This is a genomic window from Ruegeria sp. K7 (assembly GCF_056531785.1).
This window is the reverse complement of record NZ_JBQFMJ010000001.1, coordinates 588,216-615,157: the sequence shown is the minus strand read 5'-3', so window position 1 is coordinate 615,157 and position 26,942 is coordinate 588,216. Positions and strand designations below refer to the sequence as shown.

General features: G+C 60.4%; 28 protein-coding genes. 16 read left to right on the top strand and 12 right to left on the bottom strand.

Annotation, left to right across the window (positions count from 1 at the left end; genetic code table 11):
- Window positions 1-67 precede the first annotated feature (67 nt).
- Window positions 68-1,195, top strand: a complete 1,128-nt coding sequence (locus ACR0FE_RS03040; RefSeq protein ID WP_480440526.1) for an anhydro-N-acetylmuramic acid kinase — start codon at window positions 68-70, stop codon at window positions 1,193-1,195.
- 65 nt (window positions 1,196-1,260) lie between these two features.
- On the opposite strand, the gene ACR0FE_RS03035 is transcribed toward ACR0FE_RS03040, so the two are convergent.
- Together ACR0FE_RS03035 and ACR0FE_RS03030 are read right to left on the bottom strand one after the other, a co-directional pair.
- The gene (locus tag ACR0FE_RS03035) at window positions 1,261-2,151 is read right to left on the bottom strand and encodes a fatty acid desaturase (RefSeq protein WP_170610538.1); all 891 of its coding nucleotides are present in this window, start codon (window positions 2,149-2,151) and stop codon (window positions 1,261-1,263) included.
- A gap of 4 nt (window positions 2,152-2,155) precedes the next feature.
- Window positions 2,156-2,575 (bottom strand): cupin domain-containing protein, encoded by a 420-nt coding sequence (locus ACR0FE_RS03030; protein WP_480910932.1) that lies wholly within the window; start codon window positions 2,573-2,575, stop codon window positions 2,156-2,158.
- 85 nt (window positions 2,576-2,660) lie between these two features.
- Here ACR0FE_RS03030 and ACR0FE_RS03025 point away from each other — a divergent pair, with 85 nt between their 5' ends.
- Window positions 2,661-4,079 carry a protein adenylyltransferase SelO gene (locus ACR0FE_RS03025; RefSeq protein WP_480910930.1) on the top strand — a complete coding sequence of 473 codons (1,419 nt, stop codon included), beginning with the start codon at window positions 2,661-2,663 and terminating at the stop codon, window positions 4,077-4,079.
- 9 nt (window positions 4,080-4,088) lie between these two features.
- On the opposite strand, the gene ACR0FE_RS03020 is transcribed toward ACR0FE_RS03025, so the two are convergent.
- Window positions 4,089-5,054 carry a cation diffusion facilitator family transporter gene (locus ACR0FE_RS03020; protein WP_480910927.1) on the bottom strand — a complete coding sequence of 322 codons (966 nt, stop codon included), beginning with the start codon at window positions 5,052-5,054 and terminating at the stop codon, window positions 4,089-4,091.
- A gap of 171 nt (window positions 5,055-5,225) precedes the next feature.
- Between ACR0FE_RS03020 and ACR0FE_RS03015 the strand changes: the two genes are divergently transcribed.
- The 6 genes from ACR0FE_RS03015 (at window position 5,226) to ACR0FE_RS02990 (ending at window position 9,781) form a co-directional block, all read left to right on the top strand.
- The gene (locus tag ACR0FE_RS03015; protein WP_170610549.1) at window positions 5,226-5,930 is read left to right on the top strand and encodes an endonuclease/exonuclease/phosphatase family protein; all 705 of its coding nucleotides are present in this window, start codon (window positions 5,226-5,228) and stop codon (window positions 5,928-5,930) included.
- 78 nt (window positions 5,931-6,008) lie between these two features.
- A complete protein-coding gene (locus ACR0FE_RS03010; RefSeq protein ID WP_170610551.1) occupies window positions 6,009-6,422 on the top strand; it encodes a Fur family transcriptional regulator in 414 nt (137 codons plus the stop codon).
- A 136-nt stretch (window positions 6,423-6,558) separates the two neighbouring features.
- Window positions 6,559-7,440, top strand: coding sequence for a DMT family transporter (locus tag ACR0FE_RS03005; protein ID WP_480910924.1), 882 nt, complete (start codon window positions 6,559-6,561; stop codon window positions 7,438-7,440).
- A 145-nt stretch (window positions 7,441-7,585) separates the two neighbouring features.
- The gene (eno, locus tag ACR0FE_RS03000) at window positions 7,586-8,860 is read left to right on the top strand and encodes a phosphopyruvate hydratase (RefSeq protein ID WP_480910921.1); all 1,275 of its coding nucleotides are present in this window, start codon (window positions 7,586-7,588) and stop codon (window positions 8,858-8,860) included.
- 214 nt (window positions 8,861-9,074) lie between these two features.
- Entirely contained in the window at window positions 9,075-9,548 is a 474-nt protein-coding gene (locus tag ACR0FE_RS02995) for a hypothetical protein (protein ID WP_170805560.1), read from the top strand.
- A gap of 65 nt (window positions 9,549-9,613) precedes the next feature.
- The gene (locus ACR0FE_RS02990) at window positions 9,614-9,781 is read left to right on the top strand and encodes a hypothetical protein (protein ID WP_170610563.1); all 168 of its coding nucleotides are present in this window, start codon (window positions 9,614-9,616) and stop codon (window positions 9,779-9,781) included.
- On the opposite strand, the gene ACR0FE_RS02985 is transcribed toward ACR0FE_RS02990, so the two are convergent.
- The 3 genes from ACR0FE_RS02985 to mazG all read right to left on the bottom strand — a co-directional run bounded on the left by ACR0FE_RS02985 (window position 9,778) and on the right by mazG (window position 12,087).
- Window positions 9,778-10,227: a GNAT family N-acetyltransferase gene (locus ACR0FE_RS02985; protein ID WP_170610566.1), complete on the bottom strand. Its 450-nt coding sequence runs from the start codon at window positions 10,225-10,227 to the stop codon at window positions 9,778-9,780. The two genes, ACR0FE_RS02990 and ACR0FE_RS02985, sit on opposite strands and share 4 nt — an antisense overlap.
- Window positions 10,224-11,165, bottom strand: coding sequence for a nucleoside hydrolase (locus ACR0FE_RS02980; RefSeq protein WP_480905326.1), 942 nt, complete (start codon window positions 11,163-11,165; stop codon window positions 10,224-10,226). Before ACR0FE_RS02980 ends, ACR0FE_RS02985 begins: the two co-directional genes overlap by 4 nt.
- 64 nt (window positions 11,166-11,229) lie before the next feature.
- Window positions 11,230-12,087 (bottom strand): nucleoside triphosphate pyrophosphohydrolase, encoded by an 858-nt coding sequence (gene mazG / locus ACR0FE_RS02975; RefSeq protein WP_170677449.1) that lies wholly within the window; start codon window positions 12,085-12,087, stop codon window positions 11,230-11,232.
- A 66-nt stretch (window positions 12,088-12,153) separates the two neighbouring features.
- Here mazG and ACR0FE_RS02970 point away from each other — a divergent pair, with 66 nt between their 5' ends.
- The 4 genes from ACR0FE_RS02970 (at window position 12,154) to ACR0FE_RS02955 (ending at window position 15,781) form a co-directional block, all read left to right on the top strand.
- On the top strand, window positions 12,154-13,317 hold the full coding sequence (locus ACR0FE_RS02970) for a M20 aminoacylase family protein (RefSeq protein ID WP_480910916.1): 1,164 nt from the start codon (window positions 12,154-12,156) through the stop codon (window positions 13,315-13,317).
- A 12-nt stretch (window positions 13,318-13,329) separates the two neighbouring features.
- Complete coding sequence (gene speB, locus ACR0FE_RS02965; protein WP_170610578.1) at window positions 13,330-14,298, top strand: agmatinase; 969 nt, start codon at window positions 13,330-13,332, stop codon at window positions 14,296-14,298.
- A gap of 64 nt (window positions 14,299-14,362) precedes the next feature.
- Window positions 14,363-15,310: an agmatinase gene (gene speB, locus ACR0FE_RS02960; protein ID WP_480910912.1), complete on the top strand. Its 948-nt coding sequence runs from the start codon at window positions 14,363-14,365 to the stop codon at window positions 15,308-15,310.
- 63 nt (window positions 15,311-15,373) lie between these two features.
- Window positions 15,374-15,781 carry a DUF1499 domain-containing protein gene (locus ACR0FE_RS02955; RefSeq protein WP_480910909.1) on the top strand — a complete coding sequence of 136 codons (408 nt, stop codon included), beginning with the start codon at window positions 15,374-15,376 and terminating at the stop codon, window positions 15,779-15,781.
- Here ACR0FE_RS02955 and ACR0FE_RS02950 read toward each other — a convergent pair.
- Window positions 15,722-16,009 carry a hypothetical protein gene (locus ACR0FE_RS02950; protein WP_170677441.1) on the bottom strand — a complete coding sequence of 96 codons (288 nt, stop codon included), beginning with the start codon at window positions 16,007-16,009 and terminating at the stop codon, window positions 15,722-15,724. The two genes, ACR0FE_RS02955 and ACR0FE_RS02950, sit on opposite strands and share 60 nt — an antisense overlap.
- Window positions 16,010-16,072: 63 nt before the next feature.
- Between ACR0FE_RS02950 and prfA the strand changes: the two genes are divergently transcribed.
- The 3 genes from prfA to ACR0FE_RS02935 all read left to right on the top strand — a co-directional run bounded on the left by prfA (window position 16,073) and on the right by ACR0FE_RS02935 (window position 18,797).
- A complete protein-coding gene (prfA, locus tag ACR0FE_RS02945) occupies window positions 16,073-17,128 on the top strand; it encodes a peptide chain release factor 1 (RefSeq protein WP_480911387.1) in 1,056 nt (351 codons plus the stop codon).
- Window positions 17,125-17,970 carry a peptide chain release factor N(5)-glutamine methyltransferase gene (gene prmC / locus ACR0FE_RS02940; protein ID WP_480910906.1) on the top strand — a complete coding sequence of 282 codons (846 nt, stop codon included), beginning with the start codon at window positions 17,125-17,127 and terminating at the stop codon, window positions 17,968-17,970. The genes prfA and prmC overlap by 4 nt, the downstream gene beginning before the upstream one ends.
- Window positions 17,971-18,209: 239 nt before the next feature.
- On the top strand, window positions 18,210-18,797 hold the full coding sequence (locus ACR0FE_RS02935; protein ID WP_170610596.1) for a DUF4167 domain-containing protein: 588 nt from the start codon (window positions 18,210-18,212) through the stop codon (window positions 18,795-18,797).
- A gap of 52 nt (window positions 18,798-18,849) precedes the next feature.
- Here the strand turns inward: ACR0FE_RS02935 and rsmA are convergent, their stop codons facing one another.
- The 5 genes from rsmA to lptG all read right to left on the bottom strand — a co-directional run bounded on the left by rsmA (window position 18,850) and on the right by lptG (window position 25,245).
- Window positions 18,850-19,692, bottom strand: a complete 843-nt coding sequence (rsmA, locus tag ACR0FE_RS02930) for a 16S rRNA (adenine(1518)-N(6)/adenine(1519)-N(6))-dimethyltransferase RsmA (RefSeq protein ID WP_480910903.1) — start codon at window positions 19,690-19,692, stop codon at window positions 18,850-18,852.
- 84 nt (window positions 19,693-19,776) lie between these two features.
- Window positions 19,777-20,742 (bottom strand): 4-hydroxythreonine-4-phosphate dehydrogenase PdxA, encoded by a 966-nt coding sequence (gene pdxA, locus ACR0FE_RS02925; protein ID WP_170610600.1) that lies wholly within the window; start codon window positions 20,740-20,742, stop codon window positions 19,777-19,779.
- Window positions 20,739-21,992 carry a peptidylprolyl isomerase gene (locus ACR0FE_RS02920; protein ID WP_170610603.1) on the bottom strand — a complete coding sequence of 418 codons (1,254 nt, stop codon included), beginning with the start codon at window positions 21,990-21,992 and terminating at the stop codon, window positions 20,739-20,741. The genes pdxA and ACR0FE_RS02920 overlap by 4 nt, the downstream gene beginning before the upstream one ends.
- A complete protein-coding gene (locus tag ACR0FE_RS02915) occupies window positions 21,983-24,145 on the bottom strand; it encodes an LPS-assembly protein LptD (RefSeq protein WP_480910900.1) in 2,163 nt (720 codons plus the stop codon). Before ACR0FE_RS02915 ends, ACR0FE_RS02920 begins: the two co-directional genes overlap by 10 nt.
- Window positions 24,145-25,245, bottom strand: a complete 1,101-nt coding sequence (gene lptG, locus ACR0FE_RS02910; RefSeq protein WP_480911385.1) for an LPS export ABC transporter permease LptG — start codon at window positions 25,243-25,245, stop codon at window positions 24,145-24,147. Before lptG ends, ACR0FE_RS02915 begins: the two co-directional genes overlap by 1 nt.
- A 229-nt stretch (window positions 25,246-25,474) precedes the next feature.
- Between lptG and ACR0FE_RS02905 the strand changes: the two genes are divergently transcribed.
- Window positions 25,475-26,941: a leucyl aminopeptidase gene (locus tag ACR0FE_RS02905; protein WP_480910897.1), complete on the top strand. Its 1,467-nt coding sequence runs from the start codon at window positions 25,475-25,477 to the stop codon at window positions 26,939-26,941.
- The last annotated feature ends 1 nt before the right edge of the window (window position 26,942 follow it).

Here is a 26,942-nt window from a genome sequence, read left to right as displayed (position 1 = left end):
ATACATGGGCAGGTTGAGCCTGACGCCGGGATTTCAGGCGCAGAATGAAGTTGCAGGAGAGACAAGGGTGGGGCAGGCCATCAAGAAAAACGGGTCCGTCAGAGCTTTGGGCGCCATGTCCGGAACTTCCCTGGACGGGGTGGATGCCGCCGTGGTGGTAACGGACGGGCGCGAGATTCTCGGGTTTGGGGAAAGCCTGTACCGCGCGTATTCGGATGAGGAACGCACGCTGTTGCGCAAGGCGCTGGGACGCTGGCACGGCCCCGAGGTCGACGCGGCGGAAGAGTTGGTGACCCGCGCCCATGCCGAGCTTCTGTCAGAGTTCGAAGAGGTGGACGTCATCGGGTTTCACGGACAGACCCTGGCCCATGCGCCGAAAACACAAGGGACGTTGCAGGTTGGCGATGGAGTTGGCCTGTCGCAGGCGCTGGGCTTGCCGGTGGTCTGGGATTTCCGCAGCGACGACGTGGCGATGGGGGGCGAGGGGGCGCCGCTGGCACCGTTCTTTCACTTTGCCTGCGCCAAATGGATTGGCGCGACCCGGCCACTGTGTTTCCTGAACCTTGGCGGGGTCGGCAACCTGACCTATGTGGATCCGGCCTGTGCCGGGCCAGAGACGCCGGGTGCATTGCTGGCTTTTGACACCGGTCCGGCCAACGCGCCGGTTGACGATCTGATGCAGGCGCGCTTGGGTCTGCCAATGGATCGGGACGGGGCCGTGGCGCGGGGCGGTACGGTGGAGACAGGCGCGCTTGAGCTGTTTCTGGCAGAGCCGTTCTTTGCCCGGATGCCGCCGAAATCACTGGATCGCAACGATTTTGCCGAGATGATTGAACTGGTCAGAGAGCTCGGCGATGCGGATGCAGTCGCAACCCTGACCGGAATGTGCGCGGCCGGTGTGGCGCAGGGGATGGAACATTGCCCGAAACCGCCCGAACGGGTGCTGGTTACGGGCGGCGGACGGCGCAATCCGGTGCTGATGAAGATGCTGAGTGTGTCACTGGACTGTCCGGTCGAACCGGTCGAGGCCGTTGGATTGGATGGCGACATGCTGGAGGCGCAGGCGTTTGCCTATCTCGCGGTGCGCGTCGCGCGGGGGCTGCCGACCTCGTGCCCGGGAACAACCGGGGTCAAGGCGTTGGTGGGGGGCGGGATTGTATCCTCGCCGTCCCGTGGGGTCGCGGTTGGCGGGTAAGGGGCGCTGCCCCTCGGCCTTGCGGCCTCACCCCGGGATATTTGGGGCCAGATGAAGAACGGATCCTAACGGCTAAGGCTTTGGGCGTAGTCCGAGGTGAATTCGGCATAGCCGTTTGACGTGGATTTCAGATGCGCCTGTGTCCAGCGGTGCAGTTCGGGCAACTGATGGAACGGGACGTTCGGAAACGCGTGGTGTTCCGCGTGGTAGGGCATGTTCCAGGCGAGAAAGCGGATCAGCCTGTTGGTGAAGGTGGTGCGTGAGTTTTCCAGCATGTTGGCGACGGGCGGGCAGAGGCCGTGTTCGGCCAACAGGTAGAGACGCAGGAACGGCTGGCCGATCAGAACCGGAAGGATCCATAGCCAGAAGAGGGTTGGGGAAAACAACAGGCTGAGGACCGCGAGGGTGTAGAGGGACAGGAGACAGCGCGCCTCGGCCCGGATTGCGCGATGCTGGCGGGCGGGCAGGTAGGGCGCGTCGATCCTGCCGAAAGCGTTTCGGAACATCACCTGTGCCATGCCGGACCAGTATGGCCAGCCGCTGAGGTAGACCGCAAGGCTGCGCCAGTTGTCCGGGCGGGGCTTGCCGTCGAGCTCGGGGTCATTCTGCGGGTGATTGGTCCATTTGTGGTGGGCCAGGTGGAAAAAGCGAAACCATGTGAAGGGCAGCGCGATGGGAACCGAGACCACGTGGCCGACCGCGTCGTTGAGCCATCCGGTCCGGAACGGGGTTTTGTGGGTGCATTCGTGGCTGAGCGTGAACAGGAAGACAAGAAGAATGCCCTGCGGCAAGAGCAGAACGGGCCAGAACGGGATTTGTGCAGCGATGCCGGCACTGGTTGCAGTCAGAACCCCAAGATAGATCAGAAGATGTTTCAACCCGAAGATGTCCGAGCGCCTTTGCAGACGGTCCTTTGTGTCTGCCGGGATGGAAGAGACGAGTGCGCGGTGATCCATGAGGTCAGCCGCGCGGGATGTCGAAGCCGGGTTCGGCCAGTTCGAAGCCTTCGAACTGAAACCCCGGCGAGACCGTGCAACTGACCAATGTATAGGCGCCGGTGCTGCGGGCGGATTGCCAGTGGTTTTCCGGCACGATCAGTTGCGGCTCACCCTCAGACAGATCGGGGGTGAGCAGGTGATCGGTGGCCGGGCCGTGGCTGGTTGCGCTCAGCGAAAGGACCAACGGCGCGCCGGCGTGGTAAAGCCAGATTTCGGTGGCATCGACACGGTGCCAGTGGCTGCTTTCGTCTTGCTGCAGAAGGAAATAGATGCAGGTTCCAGTGGCGCGGCCTGAATTGCTGGCGCGCCAGGTTTCCCGGAACCAGCCGCCTTCAGGGTGGCGCTGCATTTGCAGGTGATTGATGATCTCTTGTGCGGTCATTTGATCCTCGGATGTTCGGGTCAATTATGCACGGGATGGCGCAATCCGCTATGGCAATCGCAGGCACAGGCCATATGTTTGGCGCATGACCCTGACGATCCCCTTCGACAATTCCTACGCCCGACTGCCGGATACGTTTTTTGCGCGGCAGGCGCCGGTTCCTGTTCGAGCACCGCAGATGATCGCGTTCAATGCCGATCTGGCCAAAGTTCTGCGAATTTCTGCGGGTGATGTGCAGGAAATGGCCGAGACCTTTGCCGGAAACGCCGTGCCTGCAGGGGCCGAACCGTTGGCGCAGCTTTATGCCGGGCATCAGTTCGGGCATTACAATCCGCAACTGGGCGATGGCCGCGCCGTGCTTTTGGGTGAGACGGTCGGCACGGATGGGGTGCGCCGGGACATTCAGTTGAAAGGATCAGGACCGACCCCGTTTTCGCGGCAAGGGGACGGACGCGCCTGGCTGGGGCCGGTGCTGCGCGAATACTTGGTGTCCGAAGCCATGCACGCGCTGGGCATCCCGACGACCCGGGCGCTGGCGGCAGTGGAAACGGGTGAGGTCGTTCTGCGGGAAGGCCCGTTGCCCGGCGCGGTTCTGACCCGGATCGCGCAAAGCCATCTGCGGGTCGGCACGTTTCAGGTCTTTGCCGCGCGCGGGCAGTTGGACAGTTTGAAACGACTGACGGACTATGCGATTGCGCGCCATTATCCCGGCGCAGAGGGTCCGATGGGCCTGCTGCGTGCGGTTGTCGACGCGCAGGCGCAACTGATCGCGGGCTGGATGAGTGTGGGGTTTATTCACGGGGTGATGAACACCGACAATTGCTCGGTTGCCGGAGAGACCATCGATTACGGGCCGTGTGCCTTCATGGACAGCTATCATCCGAACACGGTCTACAGTTCGATTGACCGGATGGGGCGGTATGCCTATTCCAACCAGCCCGAGATTGCCGTCTGGAATGTGGCGCAACTGGCCACATCGCTGATCCAGCAGATAGAGGACAAGGAAGCCGCCGTCGAGGAGGCGACGGAGATCGTGCACGCCATGCCCGAGCTGCTGCAGGCGAACTGGTTGCGCCGGTTCCGGGCCAAGATCGGTCTTGCGACGGCAGAGGACGGCGACCTTGAAATGATTTCCGACCTGCTGACACGGATGGCCCAGAACGGCGCCGATTTCACCAATACCTTCCGCGCGCTGGGCAGCGATGCTGCACGGGACCAGTTCACCGAGCGCGAGGCGTTTGACGCCTGGGCCGAAGGATGGCATGCGCGTCTGGCACGCGAGGCAGACCCGAAAAGCGTTATGGCAATGGCCAATCCGGCTTTCATCCCGCGTAATCACCGTGTCGAACAGATGATTCAGTCCGCCGTGAAAGGAGACTACGCGCCGTTTCACCGTCTGAATAAGGTACTGGCGAACCCATACGTGGATCAGCCCGATGCGGCCGGCTTGATGCGGCCCCCGACCGAAAGTGAGGTGGTCCGGGCGACCTTCTGTGGCACGTGAGCGCAGAGGCTAGGGTTTCGCCTGATACGGGTTGATCGTGTCCGGCCAGCGCCGTTGGTACTGGGTGACCAAAAGCAACACATCCGATTCAGGTAGTGCGGTTCGTGCATCGCTGATCATACGCAGGTTCAGGGTATCGATTTCGTTTGCAGTGACGGGGCGGCCCGGATCATAGTAGACCGTCACCAAAAAGCTGCGCCCCTGTTTTGTCACAGACATGTCCCGCAAGGTTCCGCCGTCTTCGGCGATGGCTTCGCGCAGGGCCCGGCGCGCGGTCGCCAGATGTTCCGGGTTTGCGGTGACATTCGCCAGTTCTCCCAAACCGCCCCGGAACTCGCGAAAATAGGTACCGACAGCCAGCAGACAGAGCACCAGAACGATGATCGAGTCCCCGATCGGAGCGATGGGCGCAAGGGGGCCATCGCGGAATAGGTAGATGGCGCCCAGACCCAGTCCGGCGGCGGCGGTGATCATGCCATCGAAAAGCGAAGCGCGGGCCTCCAGACGCAGGATCGAACTGTTCTTTCCGGTCTTTCGCCAGGTGAAGTGATGAAAGGCCCAGAGGAAAAGACAGGTGGCCCCGATCGTCGCGAAATAAACGAACATCGGCGCGAAATTCAGCGGCTCGGGATCAATGCCGCTGAGATAGCTGTAGATGTTCTTGATTGCGTTTGTGATGGCGAACAGGACAAGCCCCAGCAGTGACAGGGCACGGAAGGTGGAGAAGATGGCCTCGTCCGCCGCATATCCGAAAGGACGCAGCTTGTCGGGTCCTGCGCCGACGCGCTGGCTGATCCGGCGGCCCAGAACGGCAGAGCCGAAACCGATCAAGGAAAACAGGCCATCCATCATAATCGCATTGGAGTTTGACAGGATACCGGCCAGAATACCGGCGCCAGCCATGAACAGGTTGCCCCACATGGCCACAAGCAGCGACCGACCCTCGAGGCGTTTCTTCTTGTCTGTGTCCGGCATTGCCATCCCGTTTTACCCCGAAGTAACATCAATCCGCTGCACAAATAGTCAATGGCGTGCATTTCGCCAATGATTTGAACTGCGCGGATATTGCACCGAAAAACAAGTATTCCGGGGTTGCACACGGGAACGGGCGACGCAATCTTAGAGGTCTACGACAACCGGAAGCCCATGACCCGTTCGCCGACCCTTCGACTTGCCAGCTACAACATTCAGAAATGCGTCGGGCTGGACCTTCGGCGCCAGCCGCAGCGTATCCTTCAGGTTCTGGAGGGAATGAAAGCGGATATCGTGGTGTTGCAGGAGGCCGACAAACGTCTGCCGCCCCGGCCTGCGGCGCTGCCGCATTTCATGCTGGACGAAGCTGGCTGGAACATTGTCGACCTGGGCGGCGCGGGCAGCCTGGGCTGGCACGGGAACGCGGTAATCTGGCGGGGTGACGCCATACAGGTGCGCAGCGCATCCCATCACGAGTTGCCGGGGCTGGAGCCGCGCGGGGCCGTTCAGGTGGAATTCGATACTCAGATCGGTCCGCTTCGGGTTATGGGGATGCATCTGGGCCTGCTGCCCGCATCACGCCGCCAGCAGTTGACGCAACTCAGGCGCAGCGATGCGGGGCAGAACAGTATGCCGACTGTCTGGGCGGGGGATTTCAACGAATGGTCGCGTCAGCCCGTGCTGGATCACCTGGTTCCGGGCATGCGGTTTCTGCCTCCGGTCGCAAGCTTTCCGGCGGCGCAACCCCTGGGCGCGCTGGACCGAATCGCGCTGGGCGGCGGCCTTGAGGCAATGCTGCACGGTGTACATAACGCGCGGCCGGCGCATATTGCGTCGGATCATCTGCCGGTCTGGGCTGACCTGCGGTCTGCAGTCTAGGGCGCACTGGAAAATCACCTGTGGCGCGCGCCGTGCAGACGTACTAAGACAGAAACCCGAACACTTCTGGGGGTCATCATGCCGGATACGATCATCACCCGATGCGAAGCCAAAGGGCTGCGCATGACGGGGCAGCGCCGCACAATTGCCCAGGTGCTGGAGGAAAGCGAAGACCATCCGGATGTCGAAGAACTGTACACGCGCGCCTCGGCCGTTGATTCCGGCATTTCCATTGCCACAGTCTACCGGACCGTCAAATTGTTCGAAGAGGCGGGAATACTGGAGCGGCTGGAATTCGGCGACGGACGCGCGCGGTATGAGGACGCCGAGCGCGATCACCACGATCATCTGATCGACATGCAGTCGGGCGAGGTGATCGAGTTCGTTGATCCCGAGATCGAGGCACTGCAGGAAAAGATTGCCGCCAAGCTGGGCTACAAGCTGAAAGGGCACCGGCTGGAACTGTATGGTGTTCCGCTGGAACAGGACTGACCCATCACGAAAAGCGATTGGTCGCTTCAAATCAATTCATTAAACCTGTCGTAATCCGGCTTGCGACGTCGCGAATGTTCCGGTTTTGGTGACTCACAGGCTCAGATTTTTTCAGCCCACCCAAACGGACACGCGCATGAACAACGTAAACGGCATATTGCTGATCATTGGCTCGATGGCGGCCTTTTCGCTTGAAGACATGTTCATCAAGCATCTGTCGACCAGTGTTTCGACCGGCCAGATCATGATTGTTCTGGGGCTGTTTTGCAGCCTTGTCTTCGTGCTGATGTCGTTGGCCACACGCAAACGCATCCTTGATCCGGTGGCGTGGCAGCCGTTGCCTCTGGCCCGTGCCGCGACCGAAGCGGTGGGGGCACTGACCTTTGTTACCGCCCTGTCGCTTGTCGACCTGTCCACAGTTGCAGCCGTGTTCCAGGCGATGCCGCTTGCGGTGACAATGGGGGCGGCGCTGTTTCTTGGGGAACAGGTAGGCTGGCGGCGGTGGAGCGCGATTGGCGTTGGCTTCATCGGTGTTCTGATGATCATTCGTCCCGGACTTGAAGGTTTCCAGCCCGAGTCCCTGTTTGTCGTGGCAACCGTGATTGCCATTGCGGCGCGGGATCTGATCACGCGGAAACTTGATGTTCGCGTCGCGTCATCTGTTGTGGCGCTGCAGGCCTACATCGCGGTGGCGTTTGCCGGTGCGGTTCTGATGGTGTTTTCGGCTCAACCGGTCATTCCGCTGCAAACGGCGCAGATCGGTCCTTATCTTGGCGCGATCGGGTTTGGCGTTCTGGGATATTATGGCATCGTAACCGCGATGCGGATCGGTGAGGCGTCGGCCCTGACGCCATTCCGGTACACCCGCCTGGTCTTCTCGATTGCCGCAGGGATGCTGATGTTCGGCGAACGTCCCGACCAGATGACACTGGCCGGTGCCATGCTGATCATGGGTTCCGGCCTTTACACCTTTGTTCGCGAGCGCCGTCTGGCGCGTGCCATTGCAGTTGCGGCCTGACGGATCGTCGCAGTTTGGCGCAAACAGGGTGCTGTTAGCCCTAAAGGCCACCTGATTGATGTGTTAGCGATAACATGACCGGTTTACTTTTCACCCGTTGATGGTATGAGGCGTGCAACTGAACGCAGCCACAGGGACGGGCCTTATGAGCACCATCATCGACATCCATGCACGTGAAATTCTGGACAGCCGGGGCAACCCGACGGTCGAAGTGGACGTGATCCTGGAAGACGGCACCATGGGACGCGCCGCTGTGCCCTCTGGCGCATCAACCGGCGCCTATGAAGCGGTGGAAAAGCGCGATGGCGACAAGTCGCGCTATATGGGCAAGGGCGTTCTGGAAGCCGTCGCCGCCGTGAACGGTGAGATCGCGGAAGAACTGGTTGGTTTTGACGCGACCGAGCAGGTGGCGATCGATCAGGCGATGATCGAACTGGACGGGACCGAAAACAAGGGCCGTCTGGGCGCAAACGCGATCCTGGGTGTCTCACTGGCGACTGCCAAGGCCGCAGCGGATTTTACCACGCAGCCATTGTATCGCTATGTGGGCGGCACTTCGGCCCGTGTTCTGCCTGTACCGATGATGAACATCATCAACGGCGGTGAACATGCAGACAACCCGATAGACATTCAGGAATTCATGATCATGCCCACCTCGGCCGCGAATATCCGCGAAGCCGTGCGCATGGGGTCCGAGGTGTTCCACACGCTGAAACGTGAGTTGTCGGCCGCTGGTCTGGCCACCGGTGTCGGCGATGAGGGCGGCTTTGCCCCCAATATTGCGTCCACCCGCGAGGCTCTGGATTTCATCCTGCAGTCCATCGAAAAGGCAGGCTACAAGCCGGGCGAGGAAATCCACCTGGCGCTGGATTGTGCGGCAACTGAATACTACAGGGACGGCAAATACGTCCTGTCGGGCGAGAATATCTCGCTGACGTCCGAGGAAAATGCCGAGTATCTGGCGGCGCTGGTCAAGGATTACCCGATCATCTCGATCGAAGACGGCATGTCCGAGGATGACTGGGACGGCTGGAAAGCTCTGACCGACATGATCGGCGACAAGGTGCAGTTGGTGGGTGATGATCTGTTTGTAACTAACCCGGCGCGTCTGGCCGAAGGGATCGAGCGCGGTTGTGCCAACTCGATGCTGGTCAAGGTAAACCAGATCGGATCGCTGACCGAGACCCTGCGCGCTGTCGATATGGCGCATCGCGCACGCTACACCAATGTGATGTCGCACCGCTCGGGCGAGACCGAGGACGCAACCATCGCTGATCTGGCGGTTGCAACCAACTGTGGTCAGATCAAAACCGGCTCGCTCGCGCGGTCCGACCGGCTGGCCAAGTACAACCAACTGATCCGGATCGAGGAGTCACTGGGTGAGGTCGCGGAATATGCCGGAGCATCGATCCTGCGCTGAATCGGAGCCTTTCGGCAAAAATAATAAGAATCCTGACTGAAGATCATTGCGGAGTCAGATGCTTTGGCCCGCGTGTCAAAAAAACATGTTCCTCCCTCGCCGATTAGGCGGGGGCGGGGTACGGCATTTCAGTGAATTGGGGATAGGTGCCTCGGACAAGAGTTCCCGTAGTCGCCCGGTTCATGCCATTCGGCAAGCAGCTTGGGAAATATGATTGTTTGACGGGTTCTGGCCGAGTTGTGGGGCGCAGCAGTGTGGTAGAACCGAGCTGATCAGCAATCGGGTCTATGTTCGCCCATCCAGGGCTTGGGAGAACCAGAGCGGCGTCAAACAGGTGCCAGATCGGTTGCTCATTCTATGTGTTACAAACGATAGGGCTTTTGATGGGGGGCGTTTTCAAGCTGCCGCCTTGCTGTCTGTCACTGGAGCATGTGGTGAAAATCTCAGTTCTCCGTATCGCTTTCAGGTTGTGGCAAAGGGGCGCGTTTTGTCGCGAAAGTGTAAATTTCGGGATGCGAGGACAGAAAATATTCAAAAAATCCGAGACGAAATTAGGAAAACGCTCGAAAAGTCCGATCGCTGGATCGTCTATGGTTATCAATGCTCTAGCAGTGAATATGCTGGTCAAAAGACCGCGAAAACAGACATATCGGCGGAAAATGGCCGAGTATTATATCGTTATGTGTGAACTTGTTCCTAACGGCGGTGTCTCAACATGAGTTATCCTGATTGCATTGCAGAAAGGAGCTCACGATGTCTGTATCAAAATTCCTTCTGATGGTTTCGGCCCTGTCCGTATCCTTCCTTGCGGCCTGCGCAGGACCCGATACCTACCCGATCACAGGGATGCAGGTGTCTCAGGATGACCCGGTTCAGGAAATGTATAACCCCGATGTGATCTTCCGCGGGGAAAGCCGCTAGAGCGTTCTGCTCATCAGCATATAGCGGTCGCGGGCCTTGAAGCCGCTGCGCAGGTAGAGTTTTTGCGCAGCGTCATTGGTGCGATCGACTTCCAGATGCAGGGCCGTCACTCCGGCCTCGGCAAGGGCTTTGGGCAGATCGTGCAGCACTTCGGAAGCGATACCGCGGCCACGCACGGCCGGGCGGATGTAGATTTCATCGACAAAGCCGTCCATGCCGCCGAACTCGACCGACCACCCGAAAGTCAGGATGATATAGCCCAGCGGAGCCCGGCCGGGGCCAATCAGGTATATGCACCCATGCGGGATTCCTTCCAGAAGGGGACGCAGAGCTTCGCGCCGCTGGTCGGCATCCTGTTCAATTCCGGTCTCGGCATGGAATGCGGAAACCAGCGTCATCAGGCGGTCCAGGTCGTCCGGTCGGGCGAGGCGGAGTGCTGCGGTCATAGCCGGGCCAGCCTTTCTGTAAGCAGTGCAAAGAAACCATCAGCGTCCAGATCGCCCATGAATGTGGCGTTTGGTGCGCGGTCGGTGACGCCCCACCAATCTGCGACGGTCATGCCCATGGTCAGTTCCGAATGGGTTTCAATCTCGACATTGATGTGACGCCCGCTGAACAGGTCGGGACGGATCAGATAGGCGGTGACGCAGGGATCGTGCAGCGGAGCGCCTTCGCTGCCGTATTTGTTCATGTCGAACCGCTCGAAGAAATCTGTCATTTCGGCCACGGCGATGCCGACCTTGTTGCCGAGCGCGCGGAAGGCGTCATTTCGGGGTCTGGTGACAAGTGCCTTGTGAGTGACATCCAGCGGCATGACGACGATTGGCCTGCCGGATCTGAACACGATATCAGCAGCTTCCGGATCGACGTGAATGTTGAATTCCGCTGTTGGGGTGATGTTTCCGACCTCAAAATAAGCCCCGCCCATCAGGACAATTTCCTGAACGCGGTCGACAATGTCGGGGGCCTTCTGAAACGCCGTTGCGATATTGGTCAGCGGACCCAGCGGGCAAAGCGTCACGGTCCCCGGTGCCTGTGTACGCAGGGTATCGATGATGAAATCGACCGCGTGGCCTTGCGCCAGCGGCATCTGAGGGTCGGGCAGAACCGGGCCGTCCAGGCCGGTTTTACCGTGCACATGTTCCGCAGTGATCAGAGGGCGGTTCAGCGGGCGGTCGCATCCGGCATAAACGGGCACTTCGGTGTGACCGGCCAGTTCGCAGACGATACGCGCATTCTTGGCCGTCAGTTCCAGCGGCACGTTTCCGGCGACGGCGGTGATGCCCAGAACCTCGACCTCTTCGGGGCTGGCCAACGCCAACAGGATGGCGACGGCATCGTCCTGTCCGGGATCGGTGTCGATTATGATCTTGCGGGCGGTCATGCTCTGCCTCCGGGGGTGGTGAAGGTCGGACACTGACAAGCTGAGCGTGTCTTGTCCAGTTGTTTCAGGCCCCGGTTGTTGCGCTTACCGGCGGGAGTTTGCCATTGGCGCGGTGTTCCTCGATTTTCACCTCGTCCCAAAGCGCGTCCATCTCGGCCAGATCACTTTGGGTGGGCGTCTTACCGCGTTCGGCCAGCCGGGCTTCGACCTTTTCGAAGCGGCGGGTGAACTTGGCGTTTGTGCGGCGCAGGGCGGCCTCGGGTTCGATGCCTAAGTGGCGGCCAAGGTTGACGATCACGAACAGCAGATCACCGAATTCGTCCTCGAGCGCGTCGGCGTCCATGCTGTCGCGCGCCTCTTCCAGTTCAGCGGCCTCTTCCGTGATCTTGGCCAACACGTGGCTGGCATCAGGCCAATCAAATCCAACCCGGGCGGCGCGTTTTTGCAATTTATGGGCACGCAGCAGGGCAGGCAGGTTGGCCGCAACCCCGTCCAACGCTCCTTTCTGTTTCTTGCCTGCACGCTCTGCCGCCTTGATGGTTTCCCAGTCCGCTGTCTGTTGTTCGGCGGATTTATCGCGGGACTCGTCGCCGAACACATGCGGGTGGCGGTCGACCATCTTGTCCGACATGGTGCGCACCACGTCCTGAAAGGTGAAATGTCCGGCTTCTTCGGCCATCTGCGCGTGAAAGACCGATTGGAACAGCAGATCGCCCAACTCGCCCTTCAGCTCATCATAGGCTTCACGCTCGATGGCGTCAGCGACCTCGTAGGCTTCTTCGATCGTGTAAGGGGCGATGGTGGCGAAATCCTGTTCGATATCCCACGGGCACCCCGATTCGGGGTCGCGCAGGCGGCGCATGATTTCCAGCAAGCGCTCGATCCCAGCGTCAGAGTCGGTGATCAGCGGATTTTCAGCCATTGCGAAGCCCCTTGTTCCGGTGTCAGATGCATCCATCCCGCAGCTTGGATCAGGAGTCCACCCCCGATGCCCGTCGTCAACCGAATTGCCGATTTCTCTGCCGATATGGCCGCATGGCGCCAGCACCTGCATAAAATCCCGGAACTGGAGTTCGAATGCCATGAAACTGCCGCTTTTGTTGCGGACCGTCTGCGCGAGTTCGGCGTGGATGAACTGCACGAAGGGATCGCCAAAACCGGCATGGTCGCCATCATCAACGGGCAGGGTGAAGGGCCGACCATTGGCCTGCGTGCGGATATGGATGCGCTGCCGATCACGGAGGAGACTGGTGTAGCCTATGCCTCGACGAATCCGGGCAAGATGCATGCCTGCGGCCATGATGGGCACACGACCATGTTGCTGGGGGCCACGCGGTATCTGGCCGAGACACGGAATTTCCGGGGGCGGGTTGCGCTGATCTTTCAGCCCGCCGAGGAAGAAGGCGGCGGGGCCGGCGTGATGGTGGAAGAAGGCATCATGGACCGGTTTGACATCTCGCAGGTCTATGCGCTGCACAACGCGCCGGGAATTGCCGAAGGGGCGTTCCACACAACGCCCGGCCCGATCATGGCGGCGGTCGACACGTTCGAGGTGCATATACAGGGCAGGGGCGGCCATGGCGCGATGCCGCATGAAACCCGCGATCCGGTGATGGCGGCCTGCGGTATCGCGCAGGCGATCCAGACCATCGTCAGCCGCAATAACTACGCGTTGGATGATCTGGTGGTTTCGGTCACGCAGATTCATACCGGAACCGTGAACAACGTGATTCCCGACACGGCCTATATAAACGGCACCGTGCGCACCTTTGATCCCAATGTGCAGAAGATGGTGATGGAGCGGATGGAGCAGATCGTGCAGGGGCAGGCGGTATCCTACGGTGTCGAAGCGCGGCTGGACTATGACGTCAGTTACCCAGCCACGGTCAACGATGACGTCAAGGCGGTATTTGCGGCTGAAGTCGCCCGCGAGGTTTCCGGCGATGACCGGGTCACGGCCAATAGCGGGCGCGAGATGGGGGCCGAGGATTTTTCCTATATGCTGCAGGCACGCCCCGGCGCATATCTGTTTCTGGGACAGGGTGAAGGTGCAGGATTGCATCACCCGAAATACAACTTCAACGACGACATCGCACCGGTCGGGGCCTCATTCTTTGCCCGGATCGTGGAAAAGGCGCAGCCGCTGGGCTGACAGGGAGAAGACATGGCACTGGAAGACGCAAAAAATCAGGTGGATGAGGCGTTCACCAATCCCGACCTCAAGGGGTTGTCCTACGAGAACACGTTCGGGGGCGCGACTTCGTTCCTGCGGCGGCTGTATACCAAGGACCTGAGCGGAGTTGATATCGCCGTGACAGGCGTACCTTTTGATCAGGCTGTCACCAACCGTCCCGGCACCCGTCTGGGCCCCCGCGCGATCCGCGAGGCCAGCGCACTGCAATCGCCCGATGCGCCTTATGGCTGGCCCTTTGATGCGCTCAGCGAGCTGGCTATCGTGGACTATGGCGACATGGCCTATGACTACGCCAACATCCCGGCCTTTCCGGATACGCTGACCGATCACATCCGCACCATTCTGGAGGCGAATGTCGCCTCGGTCACGCTGGGCGGGGACCATTACATCAGCTTCCCTATCCTGAAAGCCTATGCCGAAAAATACGGGCCGATATCGCTGCTGCAATTCGATGCGCACACGGACACCTGGGCCGATGACGACATGTCCCGCGTGGACCACGGCACGATGTTCTACAAGGCGGTGAAGTCCGGGATCGTGGACCCGAAACGCTCGGTTCAGGTGGGGATTCGCACACACAACGAGGATACGCTGGGCGTCAACATCATCGACGCGCGCGAAGTGTATGAGTCCGGTCCTGCCGCCGTGGCGCAGAAGATCAAGGGTATTCTGGGCGACAGTCCCGTTTACCTGAGCTTTGACATTGATGGGCTGGACCCTGCCTTTGCCCCCGGTACCGGGACGCCTGTCTGGGGCGGGCTGACCTCGATCCAGACGCAGATCATTCTGCGCGACATCGCCGGGATCAACATCAAGGGCGGCGATGTGGTCGAGGTTTCGCCTCCGTTCGACACCTCCGGCGCCACCGCGATTGCCGGGGCGCATGTGGCGACGCAGATCATTTGTCTGCTGGGCTGGAACAAGCTGGCTCCGGTTTAACATTTGGTTAGTCATAGTTCCGGTATGTGCTTGATTGTTTAGACGGGCAGGAGGGTCAAAAGGCATGGCAGATTTCAACCAACCGATCAGCGGCAATGATCTGGCCCGGTTTTCCGGACCGAACACCTTCATGCGTCTGCCGCAGGCGGCCTCGCTTGAGGGGCTGGATGTGGCGGTTTTGGGTATTCCGATGGATATCGGCACCTCGTGGCGGTCGGGCACGCGGTTCGGGCCGAAACAGATCCGAAGTGAAAGCGCGATGATCCGCCCCTATAACATGGCGACATTCGCCGCGCCGTTTGACAGTTTGCAGATTGCCGATATCGGCGATCTGGCGATCAATACGTTTTCGCTGGCTGACAGTCTGAAGATCATCAAGGACAGCTATAACGGCATTCTGGCGCAGAACGTGACCCCGGTGGCGATGGGGGGCGATCATTCGATCACCCTGCCGATCCTGCGCGCGATTGCGGCAAAGCACGGTTCGGTCGCCCTGGTGCATGTGGATGCCCATGCGGACGTGAATGACGAAATGTTTGGCGAACGTGAGACCCATGGCACCGTCTTCCGCCGCGCCTACGAAGAGGGGCTGATCATTCCCGACAAGACCTTTCAGATCGGAATTCGCGGGTCCGGCTACGCCGCCAGCGATTTCACTGAAGCGAAGGGATGGGGTTTCCGCCAATATCCGGCCTGGGAACTGTGGCAGCAGAACCTGACCGAGATCGGCTCGCTTATCCGCAAGTCTGTAGGGGATCATCCGGTTTACATCACCTACGACATTGACAGTCTGGACCCGGCCTATGCGCCCGGCACCGGGACACCCGAGATTGCGGGGCTAACCACACCGCAGGCGCTTCAACTGATCCATGCGCTTGGCGGCATGAATGTCGTGGGCTGCGATCTGGTCGAGGTTTCGCCGCCCTACGATCCGTCCGGCAACACGGCGCTGACAGCGGCGAACCTGTTGTTTGAATTGATCTGCATCCTGCCCGGTGTGACGTCACGATAACCGGGGTCGCATATTGCCCCGCATCGCGATCCGGCTAGGGTTTGTCAAAGGGTTGGGATCGGGATGACAAAGATGGTGCTGTGGCTTTGTGTTGCACTGTTGGTTGGACTGGCGGCTTTCATTCGGCTGGCTCCGTCCGATCCCGTGACATGGCATGTCGCCCCGGTTGGTAACACGGACCGGGACATGAAAGGCGGCGTTGTGCGTGTGGTTGAAACCGGTCCGGACGGGTTGGTGCGTTTTGATACCATTGCAAGGGCCGCTCCACGGACAACGGTTTTGGCCGGGTCGGTTGGTGATGGAATGGTGACATATGTCACCCGAACACCGACATTAGGGTTTCCCGATTACACAACGGCACAGCAAGACGGAGACATCCTGCGCATTCATGGCAGATTGCGGTTCGGGCGTTCAGATTTTGGGGTAAACCGGGCTCGTGTCGACCGGTGGTTGGCTTTGTTGCAGCCCTGAGGACAGGCACCCCTCCTGCACCTCGCGCCACATGGGGACGTTCAGTGACATCTGGCATTGGGCCATGAACATGCGGCCATCGACCTGCAGGCAGATCATCTCTCCCAGTTCGACTCGGGTGCCGGATTTATCGGTGCAATAACAATCCTGAACCTTGCCGCCGGGGCCGACCACATCGGCCATGGCAGGTGCCGCGCAGAGGGCAAGAACAAGCACGATCCGTTTCATGAATAACAGCTTAGCACAAGGCTTGCCCTTGACCAAAGCCCCCGGATGATAGACACCCCGCGCATGATCCCCGAAGAACGCCTTGAACAGATAACTCAGCGATTCCAGTACCTCGAAGCGGCCATGGCAGATGGCGCGTCGGGCGGTGATATTGCGGCCTTGGCCAAAGAGTATTCCGACCTCAAACCGGTTGTGGATCAGATCATGGCATGGCGTCAGTTGGTGGCCGATCTGGCCGAGGCTGAAGTGATGCTGGCCGACCCCGACATGAAGGAACTGGCCGAGGAGGAAATCCCGGCGTTGCAGGCACGTATTCCCGACGCAGAGCACGCGTTACAACTGGCGTTGTTGCCGCGGGACGCAGCGGATGCGCGCCCGGCGATGTTGGAAATCCGTCCCGGCACCGGCGGGGATGAGGCCGCTTTGTTCGCCGGAGACCTGCTGCGCATGTATCAGCGCTATGCCGAAGCGCGGGGTTGGCAGTTCGAGATCATTGAGGAGCAGTCCTCCGATCTGGGCGGGATCAAGGAAGTGGTGGCGCATATCAAGGGTGACAACGTCTTTGCGCGTATGAAATACGAATCCGGCGTGCATCGGGTTCAGCGGGTTCCTGAAACCGAAAGCGGCGGACGAATTCACACCTCGGCGGCGACGGTGGCAGTTTTGCCCGAGGCTGAGGACGTGGATATCCAGATTGACGCGGGTGACATCCGCATCGACACGATGCGGTCGTCGGGGGCTGGTGGTCAGCACGTGAACACCACCGACTCGGCCGTACGGATCACCCACCTGCCCAGCGGCGTCGTGGTAACCAGTTCCGAGAAATCCCAGCACCGCAACCGCGAGATTGCGATGCAGGTGCTGAAAACGCGGCTTTACGATCTGGAGCGGCAGCGAATCGACAGCGAGCGTTCGGCGGATCGGGCCAGTCAGGTCGGCTCGGGCGACCGGTCCGAGCGGATCAGGACCTATAATTTCCCCCAAGGACGCATGACGGATCACCGTATCAATCTGACTCTGTACAAGCTGGATCAGGTGATGCACGGCGATCTGGACGAGGTGATCGATGCGCTGACCGCAGATGATCAGGCGCGGCTTCTGGCCGAGATGGCGCAATGACCGGGGCGCAGACTGCGGCGCAGGCGATGGTGGCGGCAACTGCCCGGCTGCGCGCGGCAGGAGTTGAAGATCCGGCGCGGGACGCGCGGCTGTTGCTTGCTCATGCGGCCCGGATCGAAGCCAGCCGGGTCACTCTGATCGCGCCAGAAGAGCTGTCGCCGGATATCGCCGAGCGCTATGACCAGCTGATCTCGCTTCGGGCCATACGCGTTCCGGTCTCGCACCTGTTGGGTGAGCGCGAGTTTTACGGCCGTCGGTTTCGCGTCAGCCGTGATGTGCTGGACCCGCGCCCCGAAACCGAAGTGCTGATCGAAGCGGCCCTGAGCGAACCTTTTGACCGGGTGTTGGATCTGGGGGTCGGGTCCGGGTGTATTTTGATTACGCTGCTGGCCGAGCGGCGCAGCGCAACCGGGGTTGGTGTCGACCTCAGCGAAGCCGCCTGTTTGCAGGCCAGCGCCAATGCGGTGCAGCATCAGGTGCAGGCCCGCATCGATGTCTGGCATTCCGACTGGTTTGGTGCGGTTGATGGCATGTTTGACCTGATCGTTTCGAACCCGCCTTATATCTCGCTTTCCGAAATGGAGGAACTTTCCCCCGAAGTACGCGAACATGAACCGCGACTAGCGTTGACAGATGAGGGCGACGGGCTAGATGCGTATCGTCGGATCGCGTCATCGGCCCCTGATTTTCTGTCGCGGGGCGGGCGTCTTCTGGTCGAAATCGGACCGACGCAGGCCAACTATGTGTCCGCGTTGTTTGATGCCGCCGGACTGGCTGAAATTCGTGTCATTCCCGATCTGGACGGGCGGGATCGGGTAATTGTCGCAAGAATGCCCGGTTAGGCCCGAAAACTGAGGCTGAAATGCGCCTGCGAAAGTAAAAAAGCTGCGAAATATCCGATAAACCCCTTGTCTGCGCGGGCAGGACATGCTTACTCAGAGTAGTCAGCGAGGCTGGCGCTTTTGCAGCGCACCCCTGACGCCAAGCCCAAAAAAGTCGATGACGCGGTACGGGACAAGCCTCTGAGCAGCGTAAGGTACGGGTTGATCGACAGCGAATGACAAGGCTGACGTAAAATAAGATGAGATCTTCAAAATCCCGCTCGCGGGCCAAGAATAACCGCAATCGCCCTTCTGGTGGTAACGTCGTAAACCGGGTTTTCGACAGTTCAGGCCCCGAGGGCAAGGTGCGTGGCACGCCGCAACAAATCATTGATAAGTACAATCAGCTGGCGCGTGACGCTCAGTTGTCCAACGACCGCGTGGCGGCAGAAAACTTCCAGCAGCACGCCGAGCATTATTTGCGCATGCTGAGCGAAGCGCAGCGCGAGATTGATGCGCGCCGCGAAGAGCAGGAGCGCCAGAATCGCGAGCGCCAGGCCGAACGCGATCGCGAACGCGCCGAACGTCAGGAACGTGAAGCTGCCCGCCAGGCAGACCCGGCCGAGGCACCGCAGCCCGACGTGATGGATTTCGGTTCTGAGGAGGCAACGCCGGAATCGGGTCTGGTCGAGACGCCGGAAAGCAAAGAGGATGCGCCGGTCGCCGAAACGCCCGAGAAAAAGGAAAAACCCGCGCGCAAGCCCCGGGGCCGTAAGCCCAAGGCCGCGCCTGCACCTGCTGAAGAAGCGCCTTCAAGTGAAGGCGACGCGCCGGAAGCGGCTGAGTAAGCGCTCGTATCGGTTGAGAAGAAGCCCCGGGTTAGGCCCGGGGTTTTTTGTTTCAGCCTTTGGAAACTTCCCGCGCCAGCGCGCAGAAGGCTTCCAGAGGGACCTGTTCGGCCCGGTCCGTGGGCTGGATACCAGCAGCCAGCAGACGATCCTCGATATCCGGGGCCACGCCTTTCAGCGAGGCGCGCAGCATCTTGCGGCGCTGGTTGAAGGCAGCGGCGACCACTCGGGACAGTGTTGCGGCATTTGCCGGGAAACGCGGCTCGGGCAGGGCGGTCAGGTGGACCACTGCGCTTGAAACCTTGGGCGGCGGAGTAAACGCGCCGGGCGGCAGGGACATGGCGATACGCGCCTCGGCCCGCCACTGGGCCAGGATAGCGAGGCGGCCATAGGCCTTGCTTCCGGGTTGGGCGACGATACGCTCGGCCACTTCGCGCTGGAACATAAGGGTCAGGCTTTGCCAGAACGGCGGCCATTCGGGCGGTGTGAGCCACCGCACCAGCAGTTCGGTGCCGACATTGTAGGGCAGGTTGGCCGCGATGCGAATCGGCGGGGTCAGATGGGCCAGAGGGTCGATTTCCAGAGCGTCGCCATTGATCACCTCAAGCTTGCCGGGATAGGCGGCAGCGATGTCGTTCAGGGCGGCGATACAGCGCTTATCTTTTTCGACCGCGACGACCTTGCGCGCGCCTTCGGACAGCAGTCCACGGGTCAGTCCGCCGGGGCCCGGGCCGATTTCCAGCACATCGCATTGGGCCAGATCCCCGGCCTGACGGGCGATCTTCGCGGTCAGGTTCAGGTCGAGCAGAAAGTTCTGACCCAGCGACTTACGGGCCGAGAGCTGATGTGTCGCGATGACCTCGCGCAGAGGGGGGAGGGTGTCGATTGCGCTCATGATCCGACTACCGTGGCGCGGGTTGGTGGGTAAGCGCCAGAGATTTTTTGCCTCCGGCGGGGATATTTTCGACCAGGTGAAGGATCAAGGGGTTTGTGCCATCTGTTGGGCAAGTTTCAGGGCCTCGATCAGGCTTGTGGGATTGGCGATTCCTTTTCCGGCGATGTCCAGTGCGGTGCCGTGGTCAGGCGACGTGCGTATGAAGGGCAGGCCCAGCGTTACGTTTACGCCCTTGTCAAAATCCAGTGTCTTGATCGGGATCAGGGCCTGATCGTGATACATGGCGATTGCGGCATCGTATCGGGCGCGGGCGGCGGCGTGGAACATCGTGTCGGCCGGATGGGGGCCGGTGACGGTGTAGCCGTTGGTTGGCAGGTCTTTCAGAAGCGGCGCGATCCAGTCCAGTTCTTCCATTCCCATTTTGCCGCCTTCGCCAGCATGTGGATTGAGGCCCGCCACCGCGATACGGGGGTGTGCGATGCCGAATTGACGGCGCAGACCGTCAGCCGTGATGGCAATGGTGTCGCGCAACAAATCTGGCGTCAGTTCGGACGGCACGCGGGACAGCGGGATGTGGATCGTGGCGGGCACGACGCGCAGATTGGAACTGGCCAGCATCATCACCGCGCGTTCCTGACCGGCGAGGGCCGCCAGAAACTCGGTATGACCGGGGAAGGAAAACCCGGCCCCGTCGATCAGGGCCTTTTTGTGAATGGGCGCGGTGCACAGCGCCGAAGCCTCGCCCGAGCGCACGAGGTTGACGCCCAGTTCAATGGCATCGATGATCGACGGCGCATTGTCCGGATCGGGATGGCCCGGTCGGTTGGGCGCGGGAAATTCCATGTGCAGCACAGGCAGGGCCTCGGCGCTGACGGCTTGCGCCTGCGATGGTGCGCTTATTTTTCGGATCGGGGTGCCTTTGGGCAGGTGTGCAGCGTCGCCGATATAGAAAAACGGGCAGGCGCCGCGCAATTGGGACCATGCGCCAGCGGCGATTTCAGGGCTGATCCCGGCCGGTTCCCCGCAACTGAGCGCAATAGGTGCGGTCATTGCGAGATGATGGTGGCATCGGCCTTCATCTGTTCCAGAAGACTGTCGGCAAAGGCTTGCAGGCGCTGCTGGGTCAGGGCATTCGCAATGTCCTGGCGCGTCGTGTCCTCGCCCCTGTCCAGAGTGCGGGTGCACAGCATCAGGAACATCAGGGTCTGCCCGTTGTTGCGGGTGAGCGTTGTCGACACCTCGTTGTTGTCCAGCTTGGCCAGTTCCAGCGCAACATCGCGCGGGATTTCCGACGGGGCCGCAGAGACACGATCCAGTGCTGCAGCTGGCTGATCCTTCGCGATGCCATAAAGGTCGTCGCAGGTGTCGATCTCTTCCTTCAGCCTGTTGGCCCGGGCCAGGGTTTCCGCGCTGCGCCCGCCGGGCAGGTAATACGCGGCATAGTCGATCTCGGAATAACGGGGCGCGGCGGTCGAAACCTCGCGAACGCCGCGCATCTGGAACAGGGCGACAGCATTGGGCAGCGACAGCGGCGCGGTGATTTCGCCGTTCTTGAGGCCCAGAAGCACCGGTTGCAGGGCCGGGGGCAGGTCGGTCAGGCCCAGCCATTCCAGCCTGCCGCCATTATCACGGGTAGCGGCGGCTGAGTACTGTGTGGCGGCGGCGGAGAAGGCGTCATAGCCTTCGAGTTTCGAGATTTCGTCAGCCAGGACCTGGGCCTGAGGCAGAGTTTGCGGGGTCACCGGGATGATGATTTCAGACAGCAGAACCTGCAGGCCGCCATTGCCGCCTTGTCCCAGTGCGCGATTGATCTCGTCTTCCGAAGGGCGGGATTGGGAAAGAAAGCGTGTGCTGATGAACTCGCGCCAAGCCAGCTGGTTGGCGACCAGATCCCGCACGGTTTCGCGATCGACCCCTTCATTTTTGAGGGCATTGAGGAATTCGTCGGACGACAGCTGACCGCGGGATGCGAATTCGTCGATACCGACCTCAATGTCTTCGGGTGTTGCCGTGATGCCGGCATCCCGCAAGGCCTGGTTGCGCAGGCTGTCTTCGATCAAGGCTTCGCGCACCTCTTGGTCTGAACTGCCGGGAACGCCCAGAACGGTCAGCAATTGCTGGCGTTGCTGCAACTCGTACCAGGTGATGATGTCCTGGTTGACGCGGATCGCCGGCGAGAACAGGCTTTGGGCCGAGATCTGCCCGGCTGCGAGCGTGATGACCGCGGCAGCAAGCGCCGGAATGGCCCGCCTGATCCAGCCGGAAAGAATAAACCTTGAGAAACCTGATATCAGCTGCATGATCTTTTGTACTTCTTACCGCCGCCGTCGATGGCGTAACCTGTCAGGGCAACGGTAAACCCGAATTCCGTCGAAGGCTCAATACTTGATGTTGATGTGAAGCGTCGACTGACGCTCATGTTAACCTGAACACATTCGTTCTGATAGGTCAGCCCAAACCCGTACCGGATCGGTTCGTCTTCGCTGAGGTCATAGCGCGCCTCGGCGCGGGTCAACCAGTTCTCGTCTATTCTGTAGCGCCCGTTCACCCAGAATTCTGAGATTTCGTCATCCACGTTCTCGTCCGGGTCCGGCTCCTGCCAGACATAGCTGCCGACGATTGCATCGTCACCGCGCGCCCATTGACCACGCAGTTCGGCTTTTGCAAAGCTGAAATCGCCGTTGATCAGGCCGCGCCCGCCAATGGACCAGCCCTTGACCGTGTCTACCTGCCCGGCAATCAGCAAATCGGAAGACGTGCCCTGAAGACCGGATGTCAGGTTGAAGGCCGGGTCGGCATCGGCGCGGAAAACCTGACCTATCGTTGCCAATGCACGTGAGCCATTGATGCCGTACCGCGCCCAGTTGACGCCCACAACGCCGGTCGGTCCGTCTTCACGGCGATCGACTGCGGGAAAGCGGGACAGGGAAAGCAGATCACCCTGATCGAATTCCTGAAATGTACTTTCGTCAATCGGCACGTCATTGGTCGACACATGGGTCCACCCGACCTGAGCGATGGGTTCCAGCACCTGCGAGGCACCGGATGCTTCGCGGCGCTGCATCGGATAGCGCAGCGTCATTGCCGCACGAGGAGTGAGCCGGTTGACGTTATCTGCGAAATTGCTGTCGTGCCGGATGTTGAACCTGTCCACCGATGCACCGAACTGAGCGTCAGCCCGTAATCCGGTGGCGAATATCCAGCTGCGCAGCCACTCGGCGTCAACGGTGGCGCGCGCCACATCGCGCCCGGTGACATCGGCATCGCTGGTACGCTCGTATGCATGGCTGAGAAAAGACAGGCGGACTTCGCCTCCAACACTTTGGGGGAAGTATCGTTTCTGGTAGTTCAAGTCGAAAATCCGCGACGGGATTTCATCCTGATCTTCGCTGTCACGCAGCGTTTTATAGTGGATCAGGCTGGTCCTGAAGGCCGTATCCCGTTTGATCCGCTCAAGCGCGACTTCGCTGCGCAGGCGGTCATAATTGGGCAGACCGTAATCCGCCAGATAGCCGTCGTCAGACGTGGTGTTGATGCTGAACAGGAACCGGAAGTCGTTCTTCAAGAGAAAAAAGCCATTTGCGAACAGATAGCCGCGATCCTGGTTCGGCTGTATGTCGTCGCGTGTGTAGGCCCCTTCGATGTTGATGCGGCCTGTTTTGAACGCTTGCCGGTACCGGTAGCCCAGCGTTCGTGTGCCCGAAGACAGGTACGGGATCAGGGTCAGGTCCTTGTGGTCACCGAGCTTGAAGAAATACGGCACCTGAACGCCGGTCCCAAGCTGCGAGGTGGTTCGAATGGACGGTACAAGAAACCCTGTCGCGCGTTCCAGTGTTGGATCCGGCAGGCGCAAATACGGAAAGTAGAAGACAGGGAAATCCAGCACACGGAACTGTGCGCCTTCGAAATACAACTGCCGCTCCAACTGGTCGTGCGTGACCTTGCGGGCGCGAATCTGCCACAGTGGCGCACGACCGTCGGCACAAACATGGCAGGACGTGGCCGAAACCTTGCTGAGCTGCGTGTATCGACCAGCGGCGCGACGCGCCTCGACCGAGGCGATCTGGGTCTGTTGGTCGAACACCATACGCGCGCCGATCAAAAGACCATTCTGGATACCGTTGTCCAGTTCTGCCGAATCGGCAAGAATCGTGGTGCGGCCCTCCTGATCGATCCGGATCGGACCCTGCAGTTCGAGCGAACCGGTTTCACGATCATAGATGATGCTGCTGGCCGTCAGTTTGATGTCGCCCTGAAACGCCTCGACATTGCCTTCGGCGATCAGCTTGCGATCCGGAGTGATAAAGATCTTGTCTGCGACCAGAAGGGCCGGAAGGTCCTGCGATTCAGCCGCTTGTCCGGCATCTGGTACAGGCGCGGACTGCGCTGTGGCGATAGCTGGCGCGCTGTGGATCAGCGCACCGGACAGCAACAAGGGTAGCAAGTGCCGCATCAGCCGTCCTCCGCGTGCAGCAACAGGCCCAGCGACAAAAGCAGCGCCGCAAAGGGTGGCGCCCAGGCCGAGACGTAGACCGGCAATTGTCCGTTTTCCCCCAGGATTTGTGCAAAATTACGGATGAAATACATGGCAAAGCCCAGTAGAACGGCCGTCAGCACAGCGATGCCTGTGCCGCCGAAACGCACGTGGCGCATGGTAAAGGCGGCGCCGATGAGGACCATCGAGACCAGAAAGAAGGGCCGCGCGAGCTCGGATTGCAGCCAGACCTCATATTGCTTTGTCGAAAACCCGGCCTCTCCCAGATCGTTGATCAGTTGCGGCAGATCATAGACTGAGACCGAGTCCTGCTGGCCCAGCGAATCCAGGATGCGCTGACGGGTCAGGGACGTGGGCAGGTCCAGCCGGTCATGCGTCACCGCATTCAATTCGGGGTTTTCGTCATCTTTCAGGGACCAGATCTTGGCGTCCTGCAGGACCCATCTGCCATCTTCCAGCCGGGCTTCGTCTGCAATGATCTGTTGTGTCGGTTTGCCGTTTTGACCAAAGGTGATGATCGTGACACCAGTCAGATGCAGGATGTCGTCATTCTCGGTGCCCTGCGCGTGAATGACCGATTGCCCGTCCTCCGCCCCTTGCCGCAGCCACAGGCCATCACGGCTGATGGACAGGGTCGAACGGCCGTCGTTACGGTAGCTGTCCGCCAGACGCCGGTATTCTTCGGACGTTGCCGCAGCGATCGGGTTCAGCAGGGCCACGGCCAGAGCTCCGATAATCAGCGCCAGAACGACCGGCGCAGCCAGAGCGCGGATGCCGGACCGCCCGGTTGCACGGGTCACAACCAGTTCTGAACTGCGGGCCAGGCCAATGAACAGGGCAATGGTCGACAGAATGATCAGCAAAGGCAACATCTCGCTGACGGCAGCGGGAGTGTTCAGCAAAGTCAGCTGTAGCAGGCGCCCAAAAGACAGGTTGGAATCGTCAAAACGGCGGATCTGTTCGATCATATCGATCAGAATCATCAGTGTCAGAAAAATGCCGCCAATGACCAGAAAACTTTGCAGGAATCTGCGGGCGAAATAGCGGTCGAGGATCACGACAACGCCCTCATCAGCCCGAAAAAGCAAGGGGCCGGGCCGCATTTGCCGGAACGTGATTTTCTGCGCGACGGCTTGTGCCTGCCGTTTGGTGCCAAGTCTTGTCCCCCGATGCCTGTCGGTTCTTTTTGCGGGACTTTAATGCAAATGACGGCTGGGGAAAACTGCTATCTGGTCAAGCCGCGCGGTGCGGGCTAGGTCTTGGGGAACAGATTTTGAGGAGTTTGCAATGAGCAGTCTGGTTCCGGTCCGTTTTCAGGCCTTCGATGTGGATGCAATGGCGCAGGCCGAGGGGCGCGTGGCGATCATCATCACGTCAGAGGGGAAAATGGGCCCAGCCGCCCGCCGCGCCAATCGCCTGACACGTGGTGCGGTTGCGCGACTGGTTGAAAGCGAGAAGTTCGGCAAGGCCAAGACCGGGGATGTCATCTCGCTGGGCTGGCCGGGTGGGATGGCTGCGGAAGCGCTGGATGTTCTGGTGCTGCCGCGCCGGCCTGAGCGGGCCGAGGCGCGCAAGGGGGGTGCAGCACTGGCCAAGCTGGCAGGGGGCAAGGATCTGCTGGTGATGGCGGCCAATCAGCTGCGGTGCGAAGATCTGGCCACGGGTATCGCGTTGCGCAGTTACGATTTCGACGCGCACAAGACCAAGGACGCGGAGGAACCTGGCACCGTCACCATCAGCCACGGCAATCATGACGAGGTCGAGGCCGCCTTTGCGCCGCTTTATGCCGTGGCCGACGGCGTGCGGATGACCCGTGACCTGACCAACGAACCTGCCAACGTATTGACCACAACCGAGTTCGCCGATCGTCTGAAAGAGATGGAGGCGCTGGGGCTCGAGGTCGAGGTTCTGGAAGAAGACAAGCTGGCCGAGTTGGGAATGCGCACATTGCTGAGCGTCGGACAGGGGTCTGATAGCCCCTCAAAAGTGGTGGTGATGCAGTGGAACGGGGGCGACAAGGACGATGCGCCGCTGGCGCTGGTCGGCAAGGGCGTCGTGTTCGACACCGGCGGCATTTCGTTGAAGCCCGCCGGTGGCATGGAAGACATGACGATGGACATGGGCGGCGCGGGCGTTGTGGCGGGCACCATGCGGGCGCTGGCAAAACGCAAGGCAAAGGCCAATGTCGTCGGGCTGGTGGGGCTGGTCGAAAACATGCCCTCGGGCAATGCCACGCGGCCCGGTGACGTGATCACCTCGATGAAGGGCGATACGGTCGAGATCATCAACACCGACGCCGAGGGGCGGTTGGTTCTGTGTGATGTCATGTGGTATGCGCAGGAACGGTTCCGGCCCGTTGGCATGGTCGATCTGGCCACGTTGACAGGTGCGATCATCATCGGTCTTGGGCATGAAAATGCCGGTGTATTCTCGAACAACGACACGTTCTGCGATGCGTTCCTGAAATCTGCCGGGGCCGAAGATGAGGGCGCGTGGCGGCTGCCGCTGGGCGAGGCCTATGACAAACAGTTGAAATCACGCATTGCGGATATGAAAAACGTGGGCGGACGGCCTGCGGGTTCAATCACTGCGGCGCAGTTCCTGCAACGGTTTGTCAAGGAAGAGACGCCGTGGATTCATCTGGACATTGCCGGTGTTGCCTCGGTTTCAACCGAGACGTCTTACGCTCCCAAGGGGGCCACGGGCTGGGGCGTGCGCGCACTGAGCCGGTTCGTGCAGGACAATTTCGAGTAAT